This window comes from Methylobacterium tardum, assembly GCF_023546765.1.
Taxonomy (GTDB): domain Bacteria; phylum Pseudomonadota; class Alphaproteobacteria; order Rhizobiales; family Beijerinckiaceae; genus Methylobacterium; species Methylobacterium tardum.
Map to the genome: position 1 here is coordinate 2,588,754 of NZ_CP097484.1, position 20,458 is coordinate 2,609,211.

The following is a 20,458-nucleotide window of genomic DNA, read 5'->3' on the forward strand; positions in this document are numbered from 1 at the left end:
GTGCTAGGTCAGCGCCTCCTGCGCGGCCCGGTATTCCCGGCCGTGCTGGCAATAGCCCTCGACGATGCGGATCATCATCGCGCGCTTCTCGGCATCGAGGGGCGCGAGGATCCGCGCGGGGCGGCCGCCCCAGAGATAGCCGGCCTCCAGGATCTGGCCGGGATCGGTGGTGGCGCCGGCCGCCAGCATGACGTCGTCGGCGATCAGGGTGCCGGACGTGATGCTCGCGCCGATGCCGATCAGGGAGCGCGCGCCGATCCGGCAATCGGCCATGCGGACATTGTGGGCGATCGTCGTGTCCCGCCCGATCACGACGCCCTCGCCCCGGGTGCGGATCACCGTGTTGTCCTGGATGTTGGTGTCGGCGCCGACCACGATCGGCCCGACCTCGGCGTTGAGATCGCAGCAGAACAGCACGCTCGTGCCCGCCCCCAGGCTGACGCGCCCGCGCAGATGGGCGGTGCGCGCCACGAACACGCTGGCCTCGATTTCCGGCGCCTCTCCGGCCGGGAGCGTGGGACCGTCGCCCATCCGCTCGCGCAGCCGCTCGGCGCGCTCGGCAACCTCGTCCGGCCCCACCGGCCGGCTCTGCCGCGCGGGGCTGCCGGCATAGGCGTGGCCGCCGGCTAGGTTCGCCCGCGGGAAGACGGTCGATCCCGCCTCGATCACCGTCCCGTCGCCGATCATCGCGCCGTCGAGGATCACCACGTCGTCCTCGATCACCACGTCGGAGCCGACCGTGCAGGCATGCACGACGCTGTTGCGCCCGACCGTCACCCGGTCGCCGACCTGCGTCCCCTGCGCGAAGGTGGCGATGTGGACGGTCGAGCGGTGGCCGAGCCAGAAGCGGTCCCCCAGGACGACGCTCTGCCCGTCGGCCCGGATCACCGCCTCGTCGCCGATCCAGGCCTGCGCGCCGATCCGGGCCGCGCCGATCACCGTGCTGCCGCGGCCGCACCAGACGGGTCGGCTGGCGAAATCGGGCTGGACGCCGTCGTAGGGCAGGATCAGGTCGGGAGTCACACGGATATCCTTCTCCACCGCCGGCCGGATCACGCGCGGTGATCCGGACAACCGCGCACGACGCGCCGGACACGCGGGGACCGCATGGGACGGCGTCCTGCGGGGCGGCAGGGCGCGGCAGACCGTGTCATATAGGGGCACGGCCCGGCGTGACAGGCGCGGGGCTGGCCCACAAAGCCGCGAAAACCTATGGATCGCACCATGAGCGCGACCGTTCCGAGCATCGACATCCAGGCCGAGCCCTTCGACACCGCGGCCGAGATCGCCCGGATCGGTGCCGAACTTGGCGGCCGCGCCGGCGCCGTCGTGACCTTCACGGGCCTGTGCCGGGACGAGGACGGGCGCTTGGCGGCGCTCGAACTGGAGCATTATCCCGGCATGGCCGAGGCGGAGATCCTCCGGGTCGCCGAGGAAGCCGTGGCGCGCTGGCCGCTCCAGGCCCTGCGGGTGATCCACCGGCACGGGCGGGTGCGCCCGGGCGACGGGATCGTGCTGGTGGTCACCGCCTCCAGCCACCGGGTCGCCGCCTTCGAGGCGGCGGACTTCCTGATGGACTACCTCAAGACCCGCGCCCCGTTCTGGAAGCGCGAGCACTTGGCCGACGGCACCACCGGCAGCTGGGTCGCGGCGACCGCCCAGGACGACGCGGCGGCCGGCCGGTGGGGCTGAGGCGGCCTACACGATCAGGGCGTTCAGCAGCACGGCCACGGCCGCGCCGGCGACCGCGATACCCAGGATGATCACGCTGCTGAGCTGGTCGCCGTTATCGACGGTGCGGCCGGGGCCGAGGGAGCGGGTCGGGGTCTCGCCGTACGGGCTGCTCATGTCGGGCTCTCCTGAGGGACCAACCCCCATCGGGCCGGCCGTCACGCGGGCGGACAACGCGCGACGGGCCGTCCGGTCCCGCCGCCTCTGCGCACAGGCCGCGCGCCGACCGCACTTGACCCCGGCGGGTCCGCGGCGTTCGTGAGCCCGCGGCGCAGGAGCGATGATGTCAGACGGAAAGATTCAGGATTTCGAGGGCCCGGTCGGGCCCTGGCGCGGCGCGGCGCCGCTCGCCGTGTCGGGCATCGCGGTCGTCTGCTTCGTGGCGGCGCTGGCGCTCGCCTGGATGTCGGTGGGCACGCTCCTGCTGATCTTCGCCGGCGTGCTCCTCGGGGTCTTCCTCGACGGCCTGACGCGCGGGCTCGGCCGCGTCCTGCCCCTGCCCCGGGGCGCGCGGCTGACCATCGCCAGCCTCGCGGTCGCGGTCGCGGTAATCGGCTTCGCCAGCTACGGCGGCGCCACGATCGTGCAGCAGGGGCGCGACCTCGGCACGACGATCAAGGATCAGGCCGGCACGGTGACCGGCTGGCTCGCCGAGCGCGGCATCGACGTCCCGAACCTGTCGCAGCAGGGCGGCGGCAAGGACGGCTCGACGGAATCCGGCCAGCGCGAGGGTGGCCTCGGCGGCCTCGCCAACGGTTTGCTCAAGGGCGGCAGCTCGTTCGTCTCCGACGCGGGCAGCGTCCTGGGCCCGGCGGCCACGGTGATCCTCGGGCTGTTCGACGCTTTGGGCAACGTCCTGGTGATCGCCTTCCTCGGGCTCGCCTTCGCGGCCGATCCGAAGGCCTACCGCGACGGGGCGGTCCGGTTCGTGCCGCCGCAGGGGCGCTGGCGGGCGACGCAGGTCCTCGACGGGGCCGGCGAGACCTTGCGGCACTGGCTGTTCGGCCAGCTGATCATCATGGCGGTGATCTTCGTGTGCACCTGGGCGGGTCTGGCCTTCCTGGGGATCGGCGGGGCGCTGATCCTGGGGCTGCAGGCGGGCCTGCTCGCCTTCGTGCCCACGGTCGGGCCCTTGGTGGCGGGCATCGTGATCGTGCTCGCCGCCCTCGCCTCGGGTACCAAGGCGGTGATCGGCGCCGTGGGCGTATACCTCGCCGTGCAGTGCCTGGAGAGCTACGGCCTGACGCCGTTCATCCAGAAGCGGGCGCTGGACATCCCGCCGGCGACGATCTTCGCCGGGCAGCTGATCCTGGGCGTGATCTTCGGCCTGTGGGGGATCGCCCTCGCCCTGCCGCTGATGGCGGTGATCAAGGTCCTGCTGGAGCAGCTCTACGTGGAGGACACCCTCCACGAGCAGCCGAGCAGCTGAGCGCCGTCGTTCCGGGGCGCCGCAGGCGAGCCCGGAACCCAGAGCCGCTGACGGATCACGGCGCGAACCACCCGTGCGTCTGGATTCCGGGCTCCGCTTCGCGGCCCCGGAATGACGGGCGCGGCCGGTCAGCCGCGCAGGGCGTCCTCGATCATGCGGGCGACCGCCAGGGCCCGGCCGTCGTCGCCGAACCGGCCGATCACTTGCACGCCCACCGGCAGCCGATGGCCCGGCACCGGCACGTTCACGCACGGCACGCCCATCAGCGTCCACAGCTGGTTGAAGCGGGGATCGCCGGTGAAGGCGAGCGTCGCGGGCGCCGGGCCAGGGGCCGAGAAGGTCAGGATCGCGTCGTAATCCGCGAACAGGCTCTTGAGCACCCGCCGGGCGCGATGGGCGTGGCGACGGGCATCGTCGTACTGGGCGGGGCTGAACGCCTCGCCCGCATCGAGATGCTCCCGAACCCGCGGCGGCAGCGCGTCGGCCTGGGTGTCGTACTCCCAGGCGAGCGCCAGCCGGCCCTCGTAGTTCTGGATGATCCGGTGGCGCTCCCAGGCCTGCGCCAGCTCCGCCGGCAGCGCGAGGTCCGTGACCCGCGCGCCCGCCCGCTCGGCCGCCTGCCGAGCCCGCGCCAGCGCGGCCTCGGCGGCGGGCTCAGGGGCTTCGGCGAAGTCCTGGCGTACGAGACCGATGCGGGGCGCCGAGCCGGCCTCGGCGCCCTCGATCTCCGGCCGGCCGGTCACCAGCGCCAGGGCGTGGGCGACGTCCGCGACCCCGGCGGCGAACAGGCCGACCGTGTCGAGCGCCCAGGAATAGGTCTTCACCCCGACGGTCGGGATCAGCCGGAACGACGGCTTCACCGCCGCGCAGCCGCAATAGCTCGCCGGGCGGATCACCGAGCCCGCCGTCTGCGTGCCCAGCGCCAGGGGCAGCATCCCGGCCCCGACGGCGGCGGCCGAACCCGCCGAGGAGCCGCCCGGCGTGTGGCCGGGATCGTGCGGGTTGACCGTCTCGGTCGGATCGCTGCTGGCGAAGGCCGTGGTGGTCGTCTTGGCGAGCGCCACCGCGCCGAGCCGCTTCAGCCGGCTGACCACGGCGGCATCGCCCCGGGGCGTCCAGCCCGCGTAGATCGACGAGCCCATCTGGCTCGGCAGGCCGGCGCTGTCGATGATGTCCTTCACGCCGACCGCGATGCCGGCGAGGGGGCCGGCCTCCGGGATCGCGGGCGCCGGATCGAGTGTGACCAGGGCGTGCAGGTCCGGCTCCCGCGCGGCGATCGCGGCGCGACACAGGTCGATCGCGCCCGCGGGCGTCAGGGTGCCGGCTGCGATGCGGGCGCGAAGGTCGAGGAGCGAAAGCATAATGCATTCAGTCCGCGGTCCGGCGCGCTGTCAACCGAGCCGCCACAGGCCGCGTCATTCCAAAAACGCCGTTGACGAACGCTTTACGCGAAAGTGCGCATCGTCCGTGTCATGTGGCGTGGCGTATCCCTGTTCTCGGCCCTGGCGCTGTTCGGCGCGGGCCTCACCGCGTGCTCGATCAACCGTTTCGAGCGACGCGACCCGTGGCGCGATCAGGCGGAGCAGGTCTGCCTGGCAAAGAAGCTCGTCGAGCCGTCGGAGTTCATCACGCCCATTGCGGCGATGGACGGTCCGGGACCCTGCGGGATGCAGCAGCCCTTCCGGGTGACGCGGCTCGCCGGCGGTTCCGTGGTGTTGAAGCAGCGGATGACGCTCGGCTGCCCGGCGCTGGCCGAGGCCGAGGCGTGGCTCGCCGATACGATCCAGCCGGCCGCCAACCTCTATTTCGGCGTGCCCGTGGCCGAGATCAACGCCGGCTCCTATTCCTGCCGCGGCCGCAACAACCAGCCCGGCGCCAAGCTCTCCGAGCACGGCTTCGGCAATGCCATAGACGTGATGTCGATCAAGCTCGCCGACGGTCACGTGATCACCGTCAAGGGTGGCTGGCGCGGCACGGAAGCCGAGCAGGGCTTCCTGCGCGAGATTTTCCTCGGCGCCTGCCAGCGCTTCACCACGGTGCTGGCGCCCGGCTCGAACGTCTTTCACTACGATCACATTCACGTGGACCTCGCCCGGCACGACCCGCGCGGGCTGAAGCGGATCTGCCAGCCGCTGATCAAGTTCACGCCGCAGCTCGGCACCGGCGTCGAGCGGCCCTTGTCCCGTCCGGTCCCGCCCCCGCGCCAGCCGGCCGCCCCGCAGGCGCCCGTGGATGTCGAGGAGGACGATCCGTACGGCGTCTCGCCGATGTCGCGGGCCGCGAGCCCGACCCAGGTCGCCCGCGCCCCGGCGCGCCTGCCGGCGGCCTCGGCCTACACCGCGGCGCCCCCGGCCCGGCCGGCGCCGCGGGTCGCGACCGTCGCCCCCGAGGAACCCGAGGAGGTGTCCGACGAGCCGCTCCAGCTCGGCGCGCCGCCGAGCAACGGGCCGATCTACTAGGGCCGCGTCCGTCCGGGTTGCGCCTTGCTTCGCGAGCGGGACGCATGCTGGCGGGCTGCGATAAGGAGCGTCTGTCCCATCTCCGCCCTCATCCTGAGGTGACGGAGCGCAGCGGAGGCCTCGAAGGAGGCCTCCAGGGATCGCGCGGCTGGCTGGAGCCCTCCTTCGAGGCGGCTTCGCCGCACCTCAGGATGAGGTCGCGGAGGGGTGATGCGACCGGGCTCCAGCAACCAGTTTCCTGCCGTCGGCCATCCCCACGTGATCGGGAACGGCCCTGAAGGACGCAGAAGGATCTCGAGACACTGACGCCCACGGGCCCCGCAATGCTACGCTCCGCGCATGCGGGCGGGGGTGAACTGGGCGGGACGGCGCGGCGGACTTGCCCGCTTCCTGCTCCTGTACGCGGCGCTCTACGGAGCCTATGGCGGCCTGTCGCCGATCCTTCCGGCGTTCCTGGCGGCGCGCGGCCTGGATCCCGGCGCGATCGGCGTCCTGCTCGCCGCCGCGGGCGCCCTGCGCCTCGTGATCGGCCCGCTGGCCGGGTCGGTCGCGGACCGGCGCGGCGCGGGCCGTCCGATCCTGGCGGCGAGCCTCGCGCTGGCGGGCCTGGCCACCCTGGCCCATCTCCCGGGCACCGGGTTCGCCCAGCTGATCGGCCCGGCCCTCCTCTACGCGGCGGGGACGGCCGCCCCGGCGCCGCTGGCCGACGCGCTCGCGCTCGCCGCCGCGCGGCGGGCGGGACCGCGTTCCAGTACGGCTGGGTCCGCGCCGCCGGCTCGGCCGCCTTCATCGTCGGGACCGGCGCCGCGGGCTGGCTGATCGGGATCGTGGATCTCGCCGCCGCCCTGGCGGCGAGCGGAATCCTGTTCCTGGCCGCCGCCGCGGCGGCGCTGGCCCTGCCGGCGGTTTCGGCCGCGCCGGCCGAGACCCGGCCGCCCCTGCGCGGCTTCGCCGACCTGGTCCGGCGCCCGCGCTTCCGCCGGACCGTGCTGGCGGCCGCCCTGGTGATCGGCGCCCACGCCCTGCATGACGGCTTCGCCATGATCCTGTGGCGCGCGTCCGGGATCGGGGCCGGCACGGCCGGCCTGCTCTGGTCGGTGTCGGTGGCGGCCGAGGTGCTGGTCTTCCTGTTGGTCGGGCCGCTCCTGCTGGCGCGGATCGGACTCCCGGCCGGCGTCGCGGTGGCGGCCTGCGCCGGCGCGCTGCGCTGGGCGGTGCTGGGCTCGACCGTCGCCGTGCCGTGGCTGGCCGCCGCGGAAGCGCTGCACGGCTTGAGCTTCGCGCTGCTGCACCTCGCCTGCCTCGGCCTGATCGAGGAGTCGACGCCGTCCCACCTGCGCGCGACCGCGCTCGCGCTCTACGGCACCTTCGGCCTCGGCCTGTCGGGCGTGCTGGCGACCCTTGCCTCCGGGGCGCTCTACGGATCCTTCGGCGGCCGGGCCTTCTGGGCGATGGCCGCCCTGAGCCTCGCCGCGCTGCCGCTGGTCCCCGGGTTGCGGCGTCGCTGAGGCGGGGGTTCTTTTCCCGAGCCTGTGGTACGGACCCGGAACGGAGCCGCCCGAAAAGCCCTGCATGCCCATCGTCGCCGAGATCCTGATCCCGCTGGCCCTCGATACGCCCTACAGCTACGTGGTCCCGGCCGGGCTGGAGCTTGCCGCCGGCGACGTCGTCCAGGTCCCGCTGGGTCCGCGCGAGATCGTCGGGGTCGTCTGGGGGCTGGCCGAGACCGCCGGCGGCTCGAACCTGCGCCCGGTGACCGGCCGCCTGCCCTACCCGCCGCTCTCGGAGCCGCTGCGCAGCCTCGCCGACTGGATCGCCCGCTACACGCTGGCGCCGAAGGGCTCGGCGCTCGCCATGGTGCTGCGCCTGCCCGACGAGGCGGCCGCCGCCGAGACCGTCCGGGTCGCCGTGCGGATCACCGACAAGCCCCCGTCCCGGCCCACGCCGGCCCGGACCAAGGTGCTGGCCGTCGCCGTGGATGGCGCCCTGCGCGGGAAGAGCGCGCTGGCCAAGGAGGCGGGCGTCTCGCTCTCTGTGGTCGACGGCCTCATCGATGACGGCGTCCTGGAGACCGTGGCCGTGGAGCCCGAGCCGGTCGCGCCGCCGCCCGACCCCGACTCCCCGCGGACGCCGCTCTCCCCAGCCCAGGCCGAGGCCGTGGCGGCCCTCATCGAACCGTTCCCCTGGCCGCCGTCCCTGTCCGCAGATCGCGCCGAGCCCGCGGAAACCGACCTCAGGCCGGTCCTGCTGGAGGGCGTCACCGGCTCCGGCAAGACCGAGGTCTATTTCGAGGCGGTCGCCGCCTGCATCCGGGCGGGCCGGCAGGCGCTGATCCTGATGCCGGAGATCGCCCTGACGGCGCAGTTCCTTGACCGGTTCGCGGCCCGGTTCGGGGTGCGGCCGGCGGCGTGGCATTCCGGGATCGGCGGCAAGCGGCGCGAGCGCCTGCGGGCCGCGGTGGCCGAGGGCGAGGCACTCGTGGTGGTGGGCGCGCGCTCGGCCCTGTTCCTGCCCTTCGCCAGCCTCGGCCTGATCGTGGTCGATGAGGAGCACGAGACCGCCTACAAGCAGGAGGACGGCGTCCACTATCACGCCCGCGACATGGCGGTGGTGCGCGGGCGGCTGGAGGGCTGCCCGGTGGTGCTGACCTCGGCGACGCCCGCCATCGAGACCCGGGTCAATGCTGCCCGGGGGCGCTACCGGCACGTGCGGCTGCCCGAGCGATTCGGCGGACGGCGGCTGCCCGACATCGCCGCCATCGACATGCGCCTCGACCAGCCCGAGCGCGGCCGCTTCCTGAGCCCGCCGCTGGTCAGCGCCGTGAAGCACACCCTGGAGCGTGGCGAGCAGGCGCTGCTGTTCCTCAACCGGCGGGGCTACGCGCCGCTGACCCTGTGCCGGGCCTGCGGGCACCGCTACCAGTGCAAGAACTGCTCGACCTGGCTGGTGGAGCACCGGTTCCGCCGGGCGCTCGTCTGCCACCAGTGCGGCTACGCTGAGCGCCGGCCGGAGGCCTGCACCGAGTGCGGTACCTTCGACAACCTCACCGCCTGCGGGCCGGGCGTCGAGCGGATCGCCGAGGAAGCCGCTGCGCTGTTTCCGGACCGGCGCGTCGTCGTGCTGTCGAGCGACTTTCCCGGCGGCGCCGAGCGCCTGCGGCAGGAACTCGACGCGGTGGCGGCCGGGGAATGCGATGTCGTCATCGGCACGCAGCTCGTGGCGAAGGGCCACAATTTCCCGTTCCTGACCCTGGTCGGCGTGCTCGACGCCGATATCGGCCTGACCTCGGGCGACCCGCGGGCGGCGGAGCGGACCTTCCAACTGCTCCAGCAGGTGACCGGCCGCGCCGGTCGCGGCGAGAAGCCCGGCCGGGCCCTCGTCCAGACCTACCAGCCGGACCATCCGGTGATCGCGGCCCTGCTGTCGGGCGACGCCGAGCGCTTCTACGCCGAGGAGATCGAGGCCCGCGAGGCGGCCGGCCTGCCGCCGTTCGGGCGGCTCGCGGCGCTGATCGTCTCGGCCAGCGAGCGCGAGGTGGCGGAGGCGCACGGGCAGGCGCTGGCCCGCGCCGCCGAGCCGCCCGAGGGCGTGATGGTCCTGGGGCCCGCCGAGGCGCCGCTGGCCCTGGTGCGCGGGCGATACCGGTTCCGGCTGCTGGTGAAGACCGAGCGCAACGTCGACCTGCAAGGCTACCTGCGCGCCTGGATCGCCCGCGGCCCGAAGGTGCGCGGCAACGTCCGGGTCGCCATCGATGTCGACCCGCAGAGCTTTTTGTAGGAGACTTCGCGGGCTTCCCGGCGAAGCCGAATCCGGATCGCCCGCCGGAAGTATGAGAGCAGGGGTTCAGAGCCGTGTCCGATCGCGGCGCGATCGGGTATGGCTCTTGCCACGGGCGGCGGACCCTGGCCGGAGACCGGCGACGGGACGCGGGCGGTTCCCGGAGGAGCGATCAGTGCTGACCTACACCAAGACGCCGGATTCCAATGTCGCCGAGATCGTGGTCGACGGGAAGATCACCGACGAGGAGATGAACGCGGCGATGACCGCCATGAAGGCCGACCTCGACAAGGGCGGCAAGATCAAGCTGCTGGAGGATATCCGCGCCTTCGAGGGCATGGAGCCGGCGGCCTTCTTCAAGGACCCCCGCGTCGGCTTCTCGATGATGAAGAGCGTCAGCCACGTCGCCCTGGTGACGGACGCACCGTGGCTGAAGGCACTTGCCGAGACGTTCAACTTCGTCTCGCCGACTCAGATCAAGGTGTTCGAGCGCGCCCGCCTCGACGAGGCGCGCACCGGCTCGCCGCGGCGGCCTGAGCGCCGTCAATCGGCCTGCGCGGTGCGGGTATCGCTGCGCCACGCGGTCCAGTGGCCGGAGCAGAGCGACGACACCTTCCAGGTGCCCGCGCCGCTGCCGGACTGGAGCCGCCCGGTCCCGGTGCCGCTCGCCGTCCCGTTGCTGACGGTCAGCCCGACGCTGCCGTCGGCGCCGACATGCCCGTTCACCCGGGCGCCCGCGCCGCCCGAGATGAGCTGCACCTGCCCCTCGCGGATGGCGAGCGCGTAGGTGTACCGGGCGCTGCACAGGCCGCTTTCCGTCACCAGCTCCACCGACCAACGCCCGTTATGCGTGCTCGGCTCCGCGCTGGCGGGCAGGCATGTCGGAAGGGTCAGGCCGGCGGCGAGGGCCGCGACCGCGGTCAGCTTGATCATGCGGGAAAACTCTCGACGTTGTGCGCGCCGCCTCGTGCAGCGCGCGTGGTCAGTCTCGTTGATGAAGGATGACGCGAGCCTGAACGAAAGAAACGGCGAGAGTATGACCGCGAGCGGTTCGATGACGACTGGCATCGGCCGGCGCGATGACGCGATGAATAGTCAAGCTCGCGTCGGCCGATGCTGGGACTTGATCTCGGAAGCCGGACGTTCTTCCACCGCGCCCCGGCTTCTCATCTGAAGCGCGGCCGGCCCTATCCCACCGGCGGCCGGCGCAGGTGCCAGTCGGTCGCGCGCTGGTAGGCCTGCCCGATCCGCAGGGCCATGGCCTCGTCGTAGCCCCGGCAGACGATCTGGAGCGAGAGCGGCAGGCCGGAGGCGGTGAAGCCGTCCGGCAGAGCCAGGGCGCAGAGATCGAGCAGGTTGCCGAACCGGGTGAAACGGGACGGCAGATGCGCCTCGTCGACCTCGGACAGAGCCACGGCCGCGCATTCGGTCGTCGGCGTCAGCAGGGCGTCGATCCCGTCCAGGGCGGCCGCGTAGTGCAGCTTCATCGCGGCGCGGCGGTGGAGCGTGCCGAGGTATTCCTGCGCCGAGACCTTGGCGCCGGCCAGGATCCGGGCCCGGACGGCGTCACCGAGCTGCGCGGCCGGATCCTCGGCCAGCGCGCCGTTGACGAAATAGGCCTCGGCATTGGTGATGCCGCTCATCGCCACGCAGTCGCTGAACCGGAACGGCAGCGCGACATCGACGATCTCGGCCCCCTGTGCGGCCAGGATCTCCAGAGCCGCGTCGTAGGCGGCCAGCATATCGGCGGCGACGCCCTCCCGCTCGGCCGCCGGCATGCGCCCGAGCCGCAGGCCGCGCACGCCGCGGTTGAGCGTCGCCCAAGGCGCGTCCGGCTGGATGCCGCGGGTAGACGGATCGAGGGGATCGGGTCCGGAGATCGCCTCGTAGAGGAGTGCGGCGTCCTCCACGGTGCGGGCCAGCGGACCGGGCGAGTCCAGGGTGGTCGAGAGCGGCACGATCCCCCAGGTCGAGACGCGCCCGACCGTCACCTTGAGGCCCGTCAGCCCGCAGAAGGCCGAGGGCAGGCGCACCGAGCCGCCGGTATCGGTGCCGATGCCCCAGGGCGCCATCCGGGCCGCGACCGCGACGCCGGTGCCGCTGCTCGACCCGCCGGGCGTGCGCGGCGTCTCGAAATCCCAGGGGTTCCAGGGCGTTCCGAGATGCTGGTTGGTGCCCCAGCCACCGTAGGCGAACTCCACCGTGTGGGTCTTGCCGAGGACGATCATGCCCTGGCCGATCAGCCGCCGGGCGATCGTGGCCGTGCGCTCGGCCCGGCGCGCCCGGTGGGCGGCGGAGCCGCCCATGGTGATCCGGCCGTCCAGGTCGATCAGGTCCTTGAGCACCACCGGGACGCCGTGAAGCGGTCCCACCGCGTGGCCCGACCGGATCGCCCGGTCGGCGCCTTCGGCGGCGAGGCGCGCATCGGCGCCGAAGACTTCCGTGAAGGCCTGGAGCTTCGGTTCCAGCTGTTCAACCCGGCTGAGCAGCGCGTCGACCGCGTCGACCGGCGAGAGGCTGCGCGACCGGATTGCTTGGCCGAGCTCGGCCGCGGAGGCGTGGATGGGATCGATATCGGGCATCGGACTTACTGCACGCTGACGAGGGTGAGGTCGACGAACCAGGATTGCGGCGAGACGAAGCCGTGGATCTTCTTCGACATCCCGCGGGGATTGAGGTCGTGGACGACGAACAGCCACGGCGGATTGTCCACGAGGCGCTCGTGGGCGATCTTGGTCTGCGCGTCGATCACCTTGGCGTCGGTGGTCTCGGCGAGCGCCTTGAGGGCGGCGTCGAACTGGTCGTCCTTCCAGGTCGGGAAGTTGAAGCCGTTCGGCGGGAACCGGTCGCCCGCGAAGTAGCGCGCCATGACGGCGGCGTCCGACGAGGGCGAGGACACGTTGAGCGCCATCGCGCCCTGGAGGCTCGGCGCGTCGGGCAGTGCCCGGCCGCCGTTCAGCAGCACCTGCCACTCGACCACGTTGAAGCTGACATCGACGTTGCAAGCCTGCTTCAGGTTCTCCTGAAGGTACTCGTTCATCGGCATCGGCAGCATCTGGCCCGAGCCGGACGAGGAGATCATCACCTTGAGGCTGAGCGGCTTCTTGTCGGTGTAGCCGGCCTCGGCCAGAAGCGCTTTCCCCTTGGCGGCGTCGAACGTGTAGTGATTCTTCGGGCTGCCGAAATTCGGGTCCTTGTCGTTGAGCCAGCCCGAGGCTGGCTCGGCCGTGCCGTTGAGCAGTTCGGCGATGCCGGCCCGGTCGATGCAGTAATTCAGGCCCTGCCGGACGCGCACGTCCTTCAGAGGGCTGTCCTTGGCGCCGATGTTGAAGAAATACGGCCAGACATGCGGGTACGAGCCCGTGGTGATGGTGAAGCCCGCCTGCTTCAGCGACGGGATCGCGTCGGGCGCCGGGACCTCGATCCAGTCGACCTGACCGGCGCGGAGCGCCGCCACCCGGGCGTTGGCCTCCGGGATCGGCATCAGCCGGACCTTGTCGACCTTGGCCATCCGGTTCGGGTCCCAGTAGCCGTCGTTTTTGGCAAGATCGACAGCCTCCCGCGGCGCGACGCGGGTGATCCTGAACGGGCCGGTGCCGGCCGCCGGCAGCGCGGCCACCTTGCTCCAGTCGCGGCCGGCCTTCTCGAACGAGGCCGGCGAGGTGAACAGCAGGTAGACCACCATGTAGGGGAAGTAGGACGCCACCTGCGTGGTGGTGATCTGGACCGTCGCGTCGTCGATCTTCTTGTACGATCCGACCAGCGGCGCCCGGGCGCGGGAGATGCCGGCGCCCTGCGCCTCGAATTGCGGGCTGTCGTTCTTGAAGTAGCGGTCGAGGTTCCAGATCACCGCATCGGCGTTGAACGGCGTGCCATCATGGAATTTGACCCCCTGGCGCAGGTGGAAGGTCCAGACAGCCTTGTCGTTCGGATCCTGCTCCCAGCTTTCGGCGAGCGCCGGGACGATGCCGGCGAGCTTGGTGGTACTTTTGAGATCCCACTGCACCAGCCCCTCGAAGATCGGGTAGCCGAGGAAGCGCATGCCCTCGAAGCCGTTGTTCGGCATGCCCGTGGTCGTGGGGATGTCGGACGCCGTCATGGCGATGCGCAGCACGCTCTCGGCGCTGGCCGGCGCGGTCAGAGCAACGGTACCGGCCAGGGCGGCGGCAATCAGGCGGCGAATTGTCATGTGCTTCCATTCGTCGAAGTTGCGGCGCGCCAACCGCAAATCCCGCGCCACGCTCAGGCTTAGGCCCTGCGTCCGGCGAACAGAAGAGGCCGGACGTCGCCCCTTGCGCGTGGCGCCGGCTGCGCCACGGTAATACAAAATGCGAGTCACCGGCCGGCTGGGCCGGCGCGCGAGGGAGCTGCCCGTGAGCGATGGAACGCCGAGCACCATGAACGGAGCCGAGAGCCTCGTCCGGACCCTCGTGGAGGGCGGGGTCGAGGTCTGCTTCACCAATCCCGGCACCTCGGAGATGCACTTCGTCGCCGCCCTCGACCGGGTCGAGGGCATGCGCTGCGTCCTGTTCCTGTTCGAGGGCGGAGCGACCGGCGCGGCGGACGGCTACGCCCGAATGGCCGACAAGCCGGCCTCGACGCTGCTCCATCTCGGGCCCGGCCTCGCCAACGGGCTCGCCAATCTCCACAACGCCAAGAAGGCGCGCACCCCCGTCGTCAACATCGTCGGCGAGCACGCGACCTATCATCGGGAGTACAACGCGCCGCTGACCTCCGACATCGAGGGTCTGGCCCACCCGATGTCGTCCTGGGTGCGGACCGGGATGAGCGCCGGCGAGATCGGCCCGGACGGCGCCGCCGCCATCGCGGCCGCCCGCACCGCCCCGGGTCAGGTCGCGACCCTGATCCTGCCGGCCAACACCGCCTGGGATCCCGGCACCGGTCCGGCGCCCGTGCCCGACGTCCCCGCGCGGGCGAAGGCCGGCGACGACGCGATCGCGGCCGCCGTGAAGGCGCTGCAAAGCGGCGAGAAGGTGCTCCTTCATCTCGGCGACCGGGCCGTGCGGAGCGAGGGCCGGGTGCTCGCCGACCGGATCGCCCGCAAGACCGGCGCGCAGATGCTGGCGATGACCTCCAATGCCCGGATCGACCGTGGCGCCGGCACCGTGCCGATCGAGCGCCTGCCCTACCCGATCGACCAGGGCATCGCGGCGCTGAAGGATTTCCGCCACATCATCCTGATCGGCGCGACCCCGCCGGTGGGCTTCTTCGCCTATCCCGGCAAGCCGAGCCTGCTGGCGCCGGAGGGCAGCACGACGATCACGCTGGCGACACCTGAGGAGGACCAGATCGACGCCCTGGAGCGGCTGGCCGAGGCCGTCGCGGCCCCGCCGGCCGAGCCGGTCGCCGTCGGGCCCCGCCCGAAGCTCCCGACCGCCGGCCCTCTCGACCAGGATACGATCGGGCAGGTGCTCGGCGCGCTAATCCCGGAGGGCGCGGTGATCTGCGACGAGTCGATCACCACGGGCCGCAACTTCTTCGCCCTCACCCGGGACGCGGCGCCCCACACTTGGCTCCAGCTCAGCGGCGGCTCGATCGGCCTCGGCATCCCGATGGCGACCGGCGCGGCAATCGCCTGCCCGGACCGCAAGGTGATCAACCTCCAGGCCGATGGCAGCGGGCTCTACACGGTGCAGGCGCTCTGGACCCAGGCCCGCGAGCGCCTCGACGTGGTGACTCTGGTCTGGTCGAACCGGTCCTACGCGATCCTGCGGGCCGAGCTCGCCAATGTCGGCGCCCTCAATCCCGGCCCGAAGGCGCTCGGCATGCTGAGCCTCGACGAGCCGGCGGTGGATTGGGTGAGCCTCGCCAAAGGGTTCGGGGTCGAGGGACGGCGGGTCGCAACGCTCACCGACTTCATCGCGGCGTTCGAGCACGCTCTGGCCAATCCGGGGCCGCACCTCATCGAAGTGGCTCTGTGAGCGGGACACGCTACCCGCTCCCCGGGCTGGATGGCCCGGTCGAGATCCGGGTCGATCGCTGGGGGCTGGCGCATATCCGGGCCGGCACTGCCCTCGACGCCTTTCGGGCGCAGGGGTTCAACGCCGGCCGGGACCGGCTCTGGCAGCTCGACCTGTGGCGCAAGCGCGGCCTCGGCCTGCTGGCGGCGGATTTCGGGCCCGGCTACCTCGCCCAGGACCGCGCCGCCCGGCTGTTCCTCTACCGCGGCGATATGGCGGCGGAATGGGCCGCCTACGGGCCGCAGGACACGCAGGCGATCGTCACGGCCTTCGTGGAGGGGCTGAACGCCTACGTGGCGCTCACCGAGGCACAGCCCGAGCTGCTACCGCCGGAATTCGACCTGACGGATACGCGCCCGGGCCGCTGGCGGCCGGAGGACGTGGTGCGCATCCGCAGCCACGGCCTGGTCCGGAACGTCCTCTCCGAGGTCGCCCGCGCCAGGGTGCTGGCCTGCGCGGAATCCTGGGAGGCCGGGCTTGCCGCCGACGATCTGCGCAAGCGCGTCAGCCCGCTGCACGAACCGGTCATCCCGGACGGGCTCGACGCGGCGGACTGGCCGGACGACCTCCTCGGCGATTTCCGACTCGCCACGGCGGCGGTCGGGTTCTCCCCCGAGCGCCTGGCGGCCGCCCGCGACGATGCCTGGGCCTGGAGCAAGGTCGATGCGCACGGCGCCGTCACCCGCGGTCCGCGCGCCGCCCCGAAGGAGCCGGCCGAGGGCTCGAACAACTGGGTGGTCGGGCCCGCCCGCACCGAGACCGGCCGCCCGATCCTCGCGAGCGACCCACACCGGGTCTACCTGCAGCCGTCCCTGCGCTACGCGGTCCACCTCACCGCCCCGGGGCTCGACGTAATCGGGGCCGGCGAGCCGGCGCTCCCGGGCATCTCCATCGGCCATAACGGCCATGCGGCCTTCAGCCTGACCATCGCGCCGATGGATCAGGAGGATCTCTTTGTGTGTGAGACCGACCCGGCCGATCCCGATCGCTACCGGTCTGGCGATGGCTGGGAGAGGATCGCGCGCATCACGGAGAACATCCCGGTGCGCGGCGGGCCGGACGAGACCGTGGTGCTGGGCTTCACCCGGCACGGGCCGATCATCCGCGAGGCGGGGGGCCGCGCCTTCGCGCTGCGGACCGTCTGGTCGGAACCGGGCGCTGCCGCCTATCTCGGCAGCCTCGCCTATCTCGACGCCACCAGCCCCGAGGCCTTCGGCGCGGCCCTGCATCACTGGTCGGCGCCCTCGGTCAACCAGCTCTACGCCGACGCGACCGGCCGGATCGCGTGGTTCATGGCCGGCAAGGCGCCCGTCCGGCCGGCCCATGACGGCCTGCTGCCGGTGCCGGGCGATGGCCGCTACGACTGGGCCGGCTTCCACGATCCAGCCGCCCTGCCCCGCAGCCTCGACCCGGACGCGGGCTGGCTCGCCACCGCCAACGAGATGAACCTGCCGCCGGACTTTCCGGCCGAGGATCGCAAGGTCGGGTTCGAGTGGGCCGAGCCCTGGCGCGCCCGCCGCATCCGGGCGGTGCTCGGCGGGCAGACACGACACAGCCTCGCCGACTCGCAGGCGCTCCAGGCCGACGTCGTCTCCGAGCCGGCCCTGCGTCTCGCCGATCTGATCCGGGCGCTGCCGGCGCCCTCGGATCCCGATATCGCCTCCGCCCGGGCTTTGCTGGCCGCGTTCGACGGGGCGCTGCATCATGACTCCGCTGCGGCCGCCCTGATCGAGGTCCTGTGGGTCCACCACCTGCGCCCGGCGCTGCTCGGCGCGCTGGTGCCCGATGCCCGAACGCGCCGCCTGCTGCCGCCGGGCGACACGCATAGCCTGATCGAGCGGCTGGAGACCAGTCTCGACCCGGCGGTGCGCGACGCGCTTTTGGCGGAGGCTTTGGGTGCCGCGTTCCGCGACTGCCTGGAACGGATGGGGCCGGATCCCATGGACAGGCTCGCACCGGAGGCGGCAGGCCCTGTCACGCTCTCACCCGCAGAGGGGGGCGAGAGTGATGTGGGGACGACCGCGCGTCCCGAACCCCGCGCCGGCTGGTCCTGGGGCCGCCTGCACCACGCGCTGTTCGCCCATCCCCTCACCGCGCTGAAGCCCGAAACCCGCTGGGATGTCGGGCCGCTGCCCGTGGGCGGATCCGCGGCATCAGTCATGCACGCAGAGTACCGGACCGACTCGTTCCGGCTCACCCACGGCGCCTCGTTCCGCATGGTCGTGGACGTGGGGGACTGGGACAAGTCGGTCTTCATCAACGTCCCGGGTCAGTCGGGAGACCCGCGAAGCCCGCACTACGCGGACCTCGCCCCGATCTGGGGCGCCCAGGACCATGTGCCGATGCTCTACGGCCGCGCGGCCGTGGATGCAGCGACCGAGACGATCATCACCTTGAGCCCGTGCGCGTCCTGACCGGGCCGTCGGGACGGATTGGGACAGACCCTTGAAGATCTTCATCGCGGGCCTCGCCACCGAGACCAACACCTTCGCGCCGCTGCCCACGGGCCGAGCGGCGTTCCGGGCCGATTACGCGCGCCGCGACGGGACCCGGAAGCCGCCGAGCCTCAGCAATATCGGCCTCAAGGCCTGGCGCGACATGGCCGAGGCGGACGGGCACGCAGTCGCCGAGAGCCTCTCGACCTTCGCGCAGCCCGGCGGGATCACCCTGCGGGCGGTCTACGAGGAGCTGCGCGACGCGCTGCTGGAGGATCTGAAGGCCGCGATGCCGGTCGACGCGGTGCTGCTGTTCATGCACGGCGCCATGGTCGCCGAGGGCTATGACGATTGCGAGGGCGACACGCTGGAGCGGGTCCGCGCCATCGTCGGGCCGGACGCCACGATCGGCGTCGAGCTCGACCTGCACTGCCATCTCACCGAGACGATGCGGACCAGCGCCGACGTCATCGTGATCTACAAGGAATACCCCCACACCGACATCGCCGACCGCGCTCGCGACCTCTACCCGCTGGTGGTGCGGACGGTGTCGAAGGAGATCCGGCCGGTCATGGCCTATGCCGATTGCCGGATCATCAACATGTGGCGCACCAGCCGCGAGCCGGTGGCGGGCTTCGTGCGCCGGATGGAGGCGCTGGAGGGTCGCGACGGGATCCTGTCGGTCTCCTTCGGGCACGGCTTCCCGTGGGGCGACGTGGCCGATGTCGGCGCCAAGATGCTGGTCGTCGCCGACGGCGATGCCGGCAAGGCGCAGGCGCTCGCGGACGAACTCGCCGGCGCCGTCTGGGCCATGCGCGAGGAGGCGGCGAGCCGCTGCGACACGATCGACGCAGCGATCGATCTCGCCCTCGCCTCCGACGACCCGCGCCCGATGGTGCTCGCCGACTTCGCCGACAATGCCGGGGCGGGCGCGCCCTCGGACAACACCGCGATCCTCGCACGCCTCGCCGAGCGGGGCGTCAAGGACGCGGCGCTAGGCTTGATCTGGGATCCCGGCGCGGTTGGCATCTGCCACGAGGCCGGGCTCGGGGCGACCTTCACGCTCCGGATCGGCGGCAAGTGCGGCGTCACCTCGGGTAACCCCGTGGACCTGCGCGTCACCGTGCGCGGCCTCTCGGAGGATCACAGCCAGACCGGGCTCAGCGGCGGCCGGGCCCATCTCGGCCCCGCGGCCTGGGTGGAGGCGGACGGGATCCACGTCGTGCTGACCCACAAGCGCCAGCAGGCCTTCGCGCCCGACGCCTTCACGGGCCTCGGCCTCAGCCTCGACGACAAGCGCATCGTCGTGGTGAAGTCGATGCAGCATTTCTACGCCGCCTTCGCGCCGATCGCGAGCGAGGTGCGCTACGTCGCGGCGCCCGGGGCGGTGCCGCCGGATTACGGGGCCATCCCCTACACCAAGCGGTCGGGCACCTACTGGCCGCGGGTCGCCGATCCGTTCGCCGAGGAGAAAGCCCGATGATCCCGGACCTCCACTTCGACGCGCGCGAGATCCTCGCGACCCTGCGCCCCTGGGTTGAGTGCGAGAGCCCGACCCACGATGCGGCGGCGGTGAACCGGATGATGGGCGTGGCCGCCCGCGACCTCGCTCTCCTGGGAGCCGCCGTCGAGACGATCCCGGGCCGGATGGGGCTGAGCGACTGCGTCCGCGCACGGTTCCCGCACCCGCGGCCGGACGTGCCGGGCATCTTGGTGCTCGGCCATCTCGATACGGTGCATCCGGTCGGCACGCTCGGGAGCCTGCCCTGGCGGATCGAAGGCAACCGCGCCTACGGGCCGGGCATCCTCGACATGAAGGGCGGAAACGTGATCGCGCTGGCGGCGCTCCGCGCCCTGGCGGCCGCCGGCATCGCGACGCCCCTGCCGGTGACCGTCCTGTTCACCGGCGATGAGGAGGTCGGCAGCCCCTCGACCCGGGACCTGATCGAGGCCGAGGCCGCCCGGCACGCCTTCGTGCTGGTGCCGGAGCCGGGTCAGCCCGAGAACGGCGTCGTCACCGGACGCTATGCCATCGCGCGCTTCGATCTGGAGGCTCTGGGCCGGCCGAGCCACGCCGGATCCTCGCCGCACGAGGGCCGCTCGGCCATCCGCGCGATGGCCCGCATGATCCTCGCGATCGACGCCATGTCGGATGCCGACTGCACCTTCTCCACGGGCGTGGTCTCGGGCGGGCAATGGGTGAATTGCGTTCCGACCGTCTGCCGCGGGCAGGCGCTCAGCATGGCCAAGCGCCGGCCGACCTCGACCGCGGCGTCGCGCGGATGCTGGCCCTGTCGGGTGAGGCGGACGGCGTCCGCTTCACCGTGACCCGGGGCGTGACCCGGCCGGTCTGGGAGCCGGATGCCGGCGGCCTGGCGCTCTATGAGCGGGCGCGCCGCTTGAGCGAGGCGCTCGGCCACTCCCTGCCCCACCGCAGCGCCGGCGGCGGCTCCGACGGCAACTTCACCGGCGCCAACGGCATCCCGACGCTGGACGGCCTCGGGCCGCTCGGCCAGGGCTATCATACCCTGGAGGAGCACCTGCTGATCGACACGCTGGCCCAGCGGGCGCAGCTGTTCGCGGCTCTGCTGACGGATCTGGGTGCAGCGGCGCAGGCCTGAGCCCGCGTCCGCTGCGGCCCGCTCC

General features: G+C 72.3%; 13 protein-coding genes and 3 pseudogenes. 10 read left to right on the plus strand and 6 right to left on the minus strand.

The features are described 5' to 3' along the window. Positions 1-3 precede the first annotated feature (3 nt). Complete coding sequence (locus M6G65_RS12280) at positions 4-1,023, minus strand: gamma carbonic anhydrase family protein (RefSeq protein ID WP_238195620.1); 1,020 nt, start codon at positions 1,021-1,023, stop codon at positions 4-6. Positions 1,024-1,224: 201 nt separating this feature from the next. On the opposite strand from M6G65_RS12280, the gene M6G65_RS12285 reads away from it, so the two are divergent. Then, positions 1,225-1,692 carry a molybdenum cofactor biosynthesis protein MoaE gene (locus M6G65_RS12285; RefSeq protein ID WP_238195581.1) on the plus strand — a complete coding sequence of 156 codons (468 nt, stop codon included), beginning with the start codon at positions 1,225-1,227 and terminating at the stop codon, positions 1,690-1,692. A 6-nt stretch (positions 1,693-1,698) separates the two neighbouring features. Here M6G65_RS12285 and M6G65_RS12290 read toward each other — a convergent pair whose 3' ends face one another. Continuing rightward, positions 1,699-1,848, minus strand: coding sequence for a hypothetical protein (locus M6G65_RS12290; RefSeq protein WP_192708839.1), 150 nt, complete (start codon positions 1,846-1,848; stop codon positions 1,699-1,701). 163 nt (positions 1,849-2,011) lie between these two features. Here M6G65_RS12290 and M6G65_RS12295 point away from each other — a divergent pair, with 163 nt between their 5' ends. After that, positions 2,012-3,160: an AI-2E family transporter gene (locus tag M6G65_RS12295; RefSeq protein ID WP_373323694.1), complete on the plus strand. Its 1,149-nt coding sequence runs from the start codon at positions 2,012-2,014 to the stop codon at positions 3,158-3,160. A gap of 128 nt (positions 3,161-3,288) precedes the next feature. Here the strand turns inward: M6G65_RS12295 and M6G65_RS12300 are convergent, their stop codons facing one another. Next, positions 3,289-4,521 carry an amidase gene (locus M6G65_RS12300; protein WP_238195579.1) on the minus strand — a complete coding sequence of 411 codons (1,233 nt, stop codon included), beginning with the start codon at positions 4,519-4,521 and terminating at the stop codon, positions 3,289-3,291. A 111-nt stretch (positions 4,522-4,632) separates the two neighbouring features. On the opposite strand from M6G65_RS12300, the gene M6G65_RS12305 reads away from it, so the two are divergent. From M6G65_RS12305 to M6G65_RS12320, 4 genes and pseudogenes are all read left to right on the plus strand, one after another. Next, positions 4,633-5,619 carry an extensin-like domain-containing protein gene (locus M6G65_RS12305; RefSeq protein WP_238195619.1) on the plus strand — a complete coding sequence of 329 codons (987 nt, stop codon included), beginning with the start codon at positions 4,633-4,635 and terminating at the stop codon, positions 5,617-5,619. A 339-nt stretch (positions 5,620-5,958) separates the two neighbouring features. Further along, positions 5,959-7,127, plus strand: a pseudogene (locus M6G65_RS33975) (MFS transporter). Positions 7,128-7,191: 64 nt separating this feature from the next. Then, a complete protein-coding gene (locus M6G65_RS12315) occupies positions 7,192-9,396 on the plus strand; it encodes a primosomal protein N' (RefSeq protein WP_250103988.1) in 2,205 nt (734 codons plus the stop codon). A 175-nt stretch (positions 9,397-9,571) separates the two neighbouring features. Then, positions 9,572-9,933 (plus strand): annotated as a pseudogene (locus M6G65_RS12320) (SpoIIAA family protein). A gap of 6 nt (positions 9,934-9,939) precedes the next feature. On the opposite strand, the gene M6G65_RS12325 reads toward M6G65_RS12320, so the two are convergent. The 3 genes from M6G65_RS12325 to M6G65_RS12335 form a co-directional block, all read right to left on the minus strand. Continuing rightward, positions 9,940-10,329 carry a hypothetical protein gene (locus tag M6G65_RS12325; protein WP_238195575.1) on the minus strand — a complete coding sequence of 130 codons (390 nt, stop codon included), beginning with the start codon at positions 10,327-10,329 and terminating at the stop codon, positions 9,940-9,942. Positions 10,330-10,583: 254 nt separating this feature from the next. Then, positions 10,584-11,978 carry an amidase gene (locus M6G65_RS12330; protein WP_238195574.1) on the minus strand — a complete coding sequence of 465 codons (1,395 nt, stop codon included), beginning with the start codon at positions 11,976-11,978 and terminating at the stop codon, positions 10,584-10,586. A 5-nt stretch (positions 11,979-11,983) separates the two neighbouring features. Next, complete coding sequence (locus tag M6G65_RS12335) at positions 11,984-13,618, minus strand: ABC transporter substrate-binding protein (RefSeq protein WP_250103989.1); 1,635 nt, start codon at positions 13,616-13,618, stop codon at positions 11,984-11,986. A 175-nt stretch (positions 13,619-13,793) separates the two neighbouring features. Here M6G65_RS12335 and M6G65_RS12340 point away from each other — a divergent pair, with 175 nt between their 5' ends. The 4 genes and pseudogenes from M6G65_RS12340 (at position 13,794) to M6G65_RS12355 (ending at position 20,433) form a co-directional block, all read left to right on the plus strand. After that, positions 13,794-15,338 (plus strand): acetolactate synthase large subunit, encoded by a 1,545-nt coding sequence (locus M6G65_RS12340; RefSeq protein ID WP_238195618.1) that lies wholly within the window; start codon positions 13,794-13,796, stop codon positions 15,336-15,338. Further along, positions 15,335-17,791, plus strand: a complete 2,457-nt coding sequence (locus M6G65_RS12345; protein WP_250103990.1) for a penicillin acylase family protein — start codon at positions 15,335-15,337, stop codon at positions 17,789-17,791. Before M6G65_RS12340 ends, M6G65_RS12345 begins: the two co-directional genes overlap by 4 nt. A gap of 31 nt (positions 17,792-17,822) precedes the next feature. Continuing rightward, positions 17,823-19,295: a M81 family metallopeptidase gene (locus tag M6G65_RS12350; protein ID WP_250103991.1), complete on the plus strand. Its 1,473-nt coding sequence runs from the start codon at positions 17,823-17,825 to the stop codon at positions 19,293-19,295. Beyond that, positions 19,292-20,433: pseudogene (locus tag M6G65_RS12355) on the plus strand (M20/M25/M40 family metallo-hydrolase). Before M6G65_RS12350 ends, M6G65_RS12355 begins: the two are co-directional and overlap by 4 nt. Positions 20,434-20,458 lie beyond the last annotated feature (25 nt).

Excerpts from the sequence above, each read along its gene's own strand:
- M6G65_RS12285 (WP_238195581.1), top strand. The coding sequence starts at position 1,225 with ATGAGCGCGACCGTTCCGAGCATCGACATCCAGGCCGAGCCCTTCGAC.
- M6G65_RS12325 (WP_238195575.1), bottom strand. The coding sequence starts at position 10,329 with ATGATCAAGCTGACCGCGGTCGCGGCCCTCGCCGCCGGCCTGACCCTT.
- M6G65_RS12340 (WP_238195618.1), top strand. The coding sequence starts at position 13,794 with ATGAACGGAGCCGAGAGCCTCGTCCGGACCCTCGTGGAGGGCGGGGTC.
- M6G65_RS12330 (WP_238195574.1), bottom strand. The coding sequence starts at position 11,978 with ATGCCCGATATCGATCCCATCCACGCCTCCGCGGCCGAGCTCGGCCAA.
- M6G65_RS12295 (WP_373323694.1), top strand. The coding sequence starts at position 2,012 with ATGATGTCAGACGGAAAGATTCAGGATTTCGAGGGCCCGGTCGGGCCC.
- M6G65_RS12300 (WP_238195579.1), bottom strand. The coding sequence starts at position 4,521 with ATGCTTTCGCTCCTCGACCTTCGCGCCCGCATCGCAGCCGGCACCCTG.
- M6G65_RS12315 (WP_250103988.1), top strand. The coding sequence starts at position 7,192 with ATGCCCATCGTCGCCGAGATCCTGATCCCGCTGGCCCTCGATACGCCC.
- M6G65_RS12305 (WP_238195619.1), top strand. The coding sequence starts at position 4,633 with ATGTGGCGTGGCGTATCCCTGTTCTCGGCCCTGGCGCTGTTCGGCGCG.
- M6G65_RS12290 (WP_192708839.1), bottom strand. The coding sequence starts at position 1,848 with ATGAGCAGCCCGTACGGCGAGACCCCGACCCGCTCCCTCGGCCCCGGC.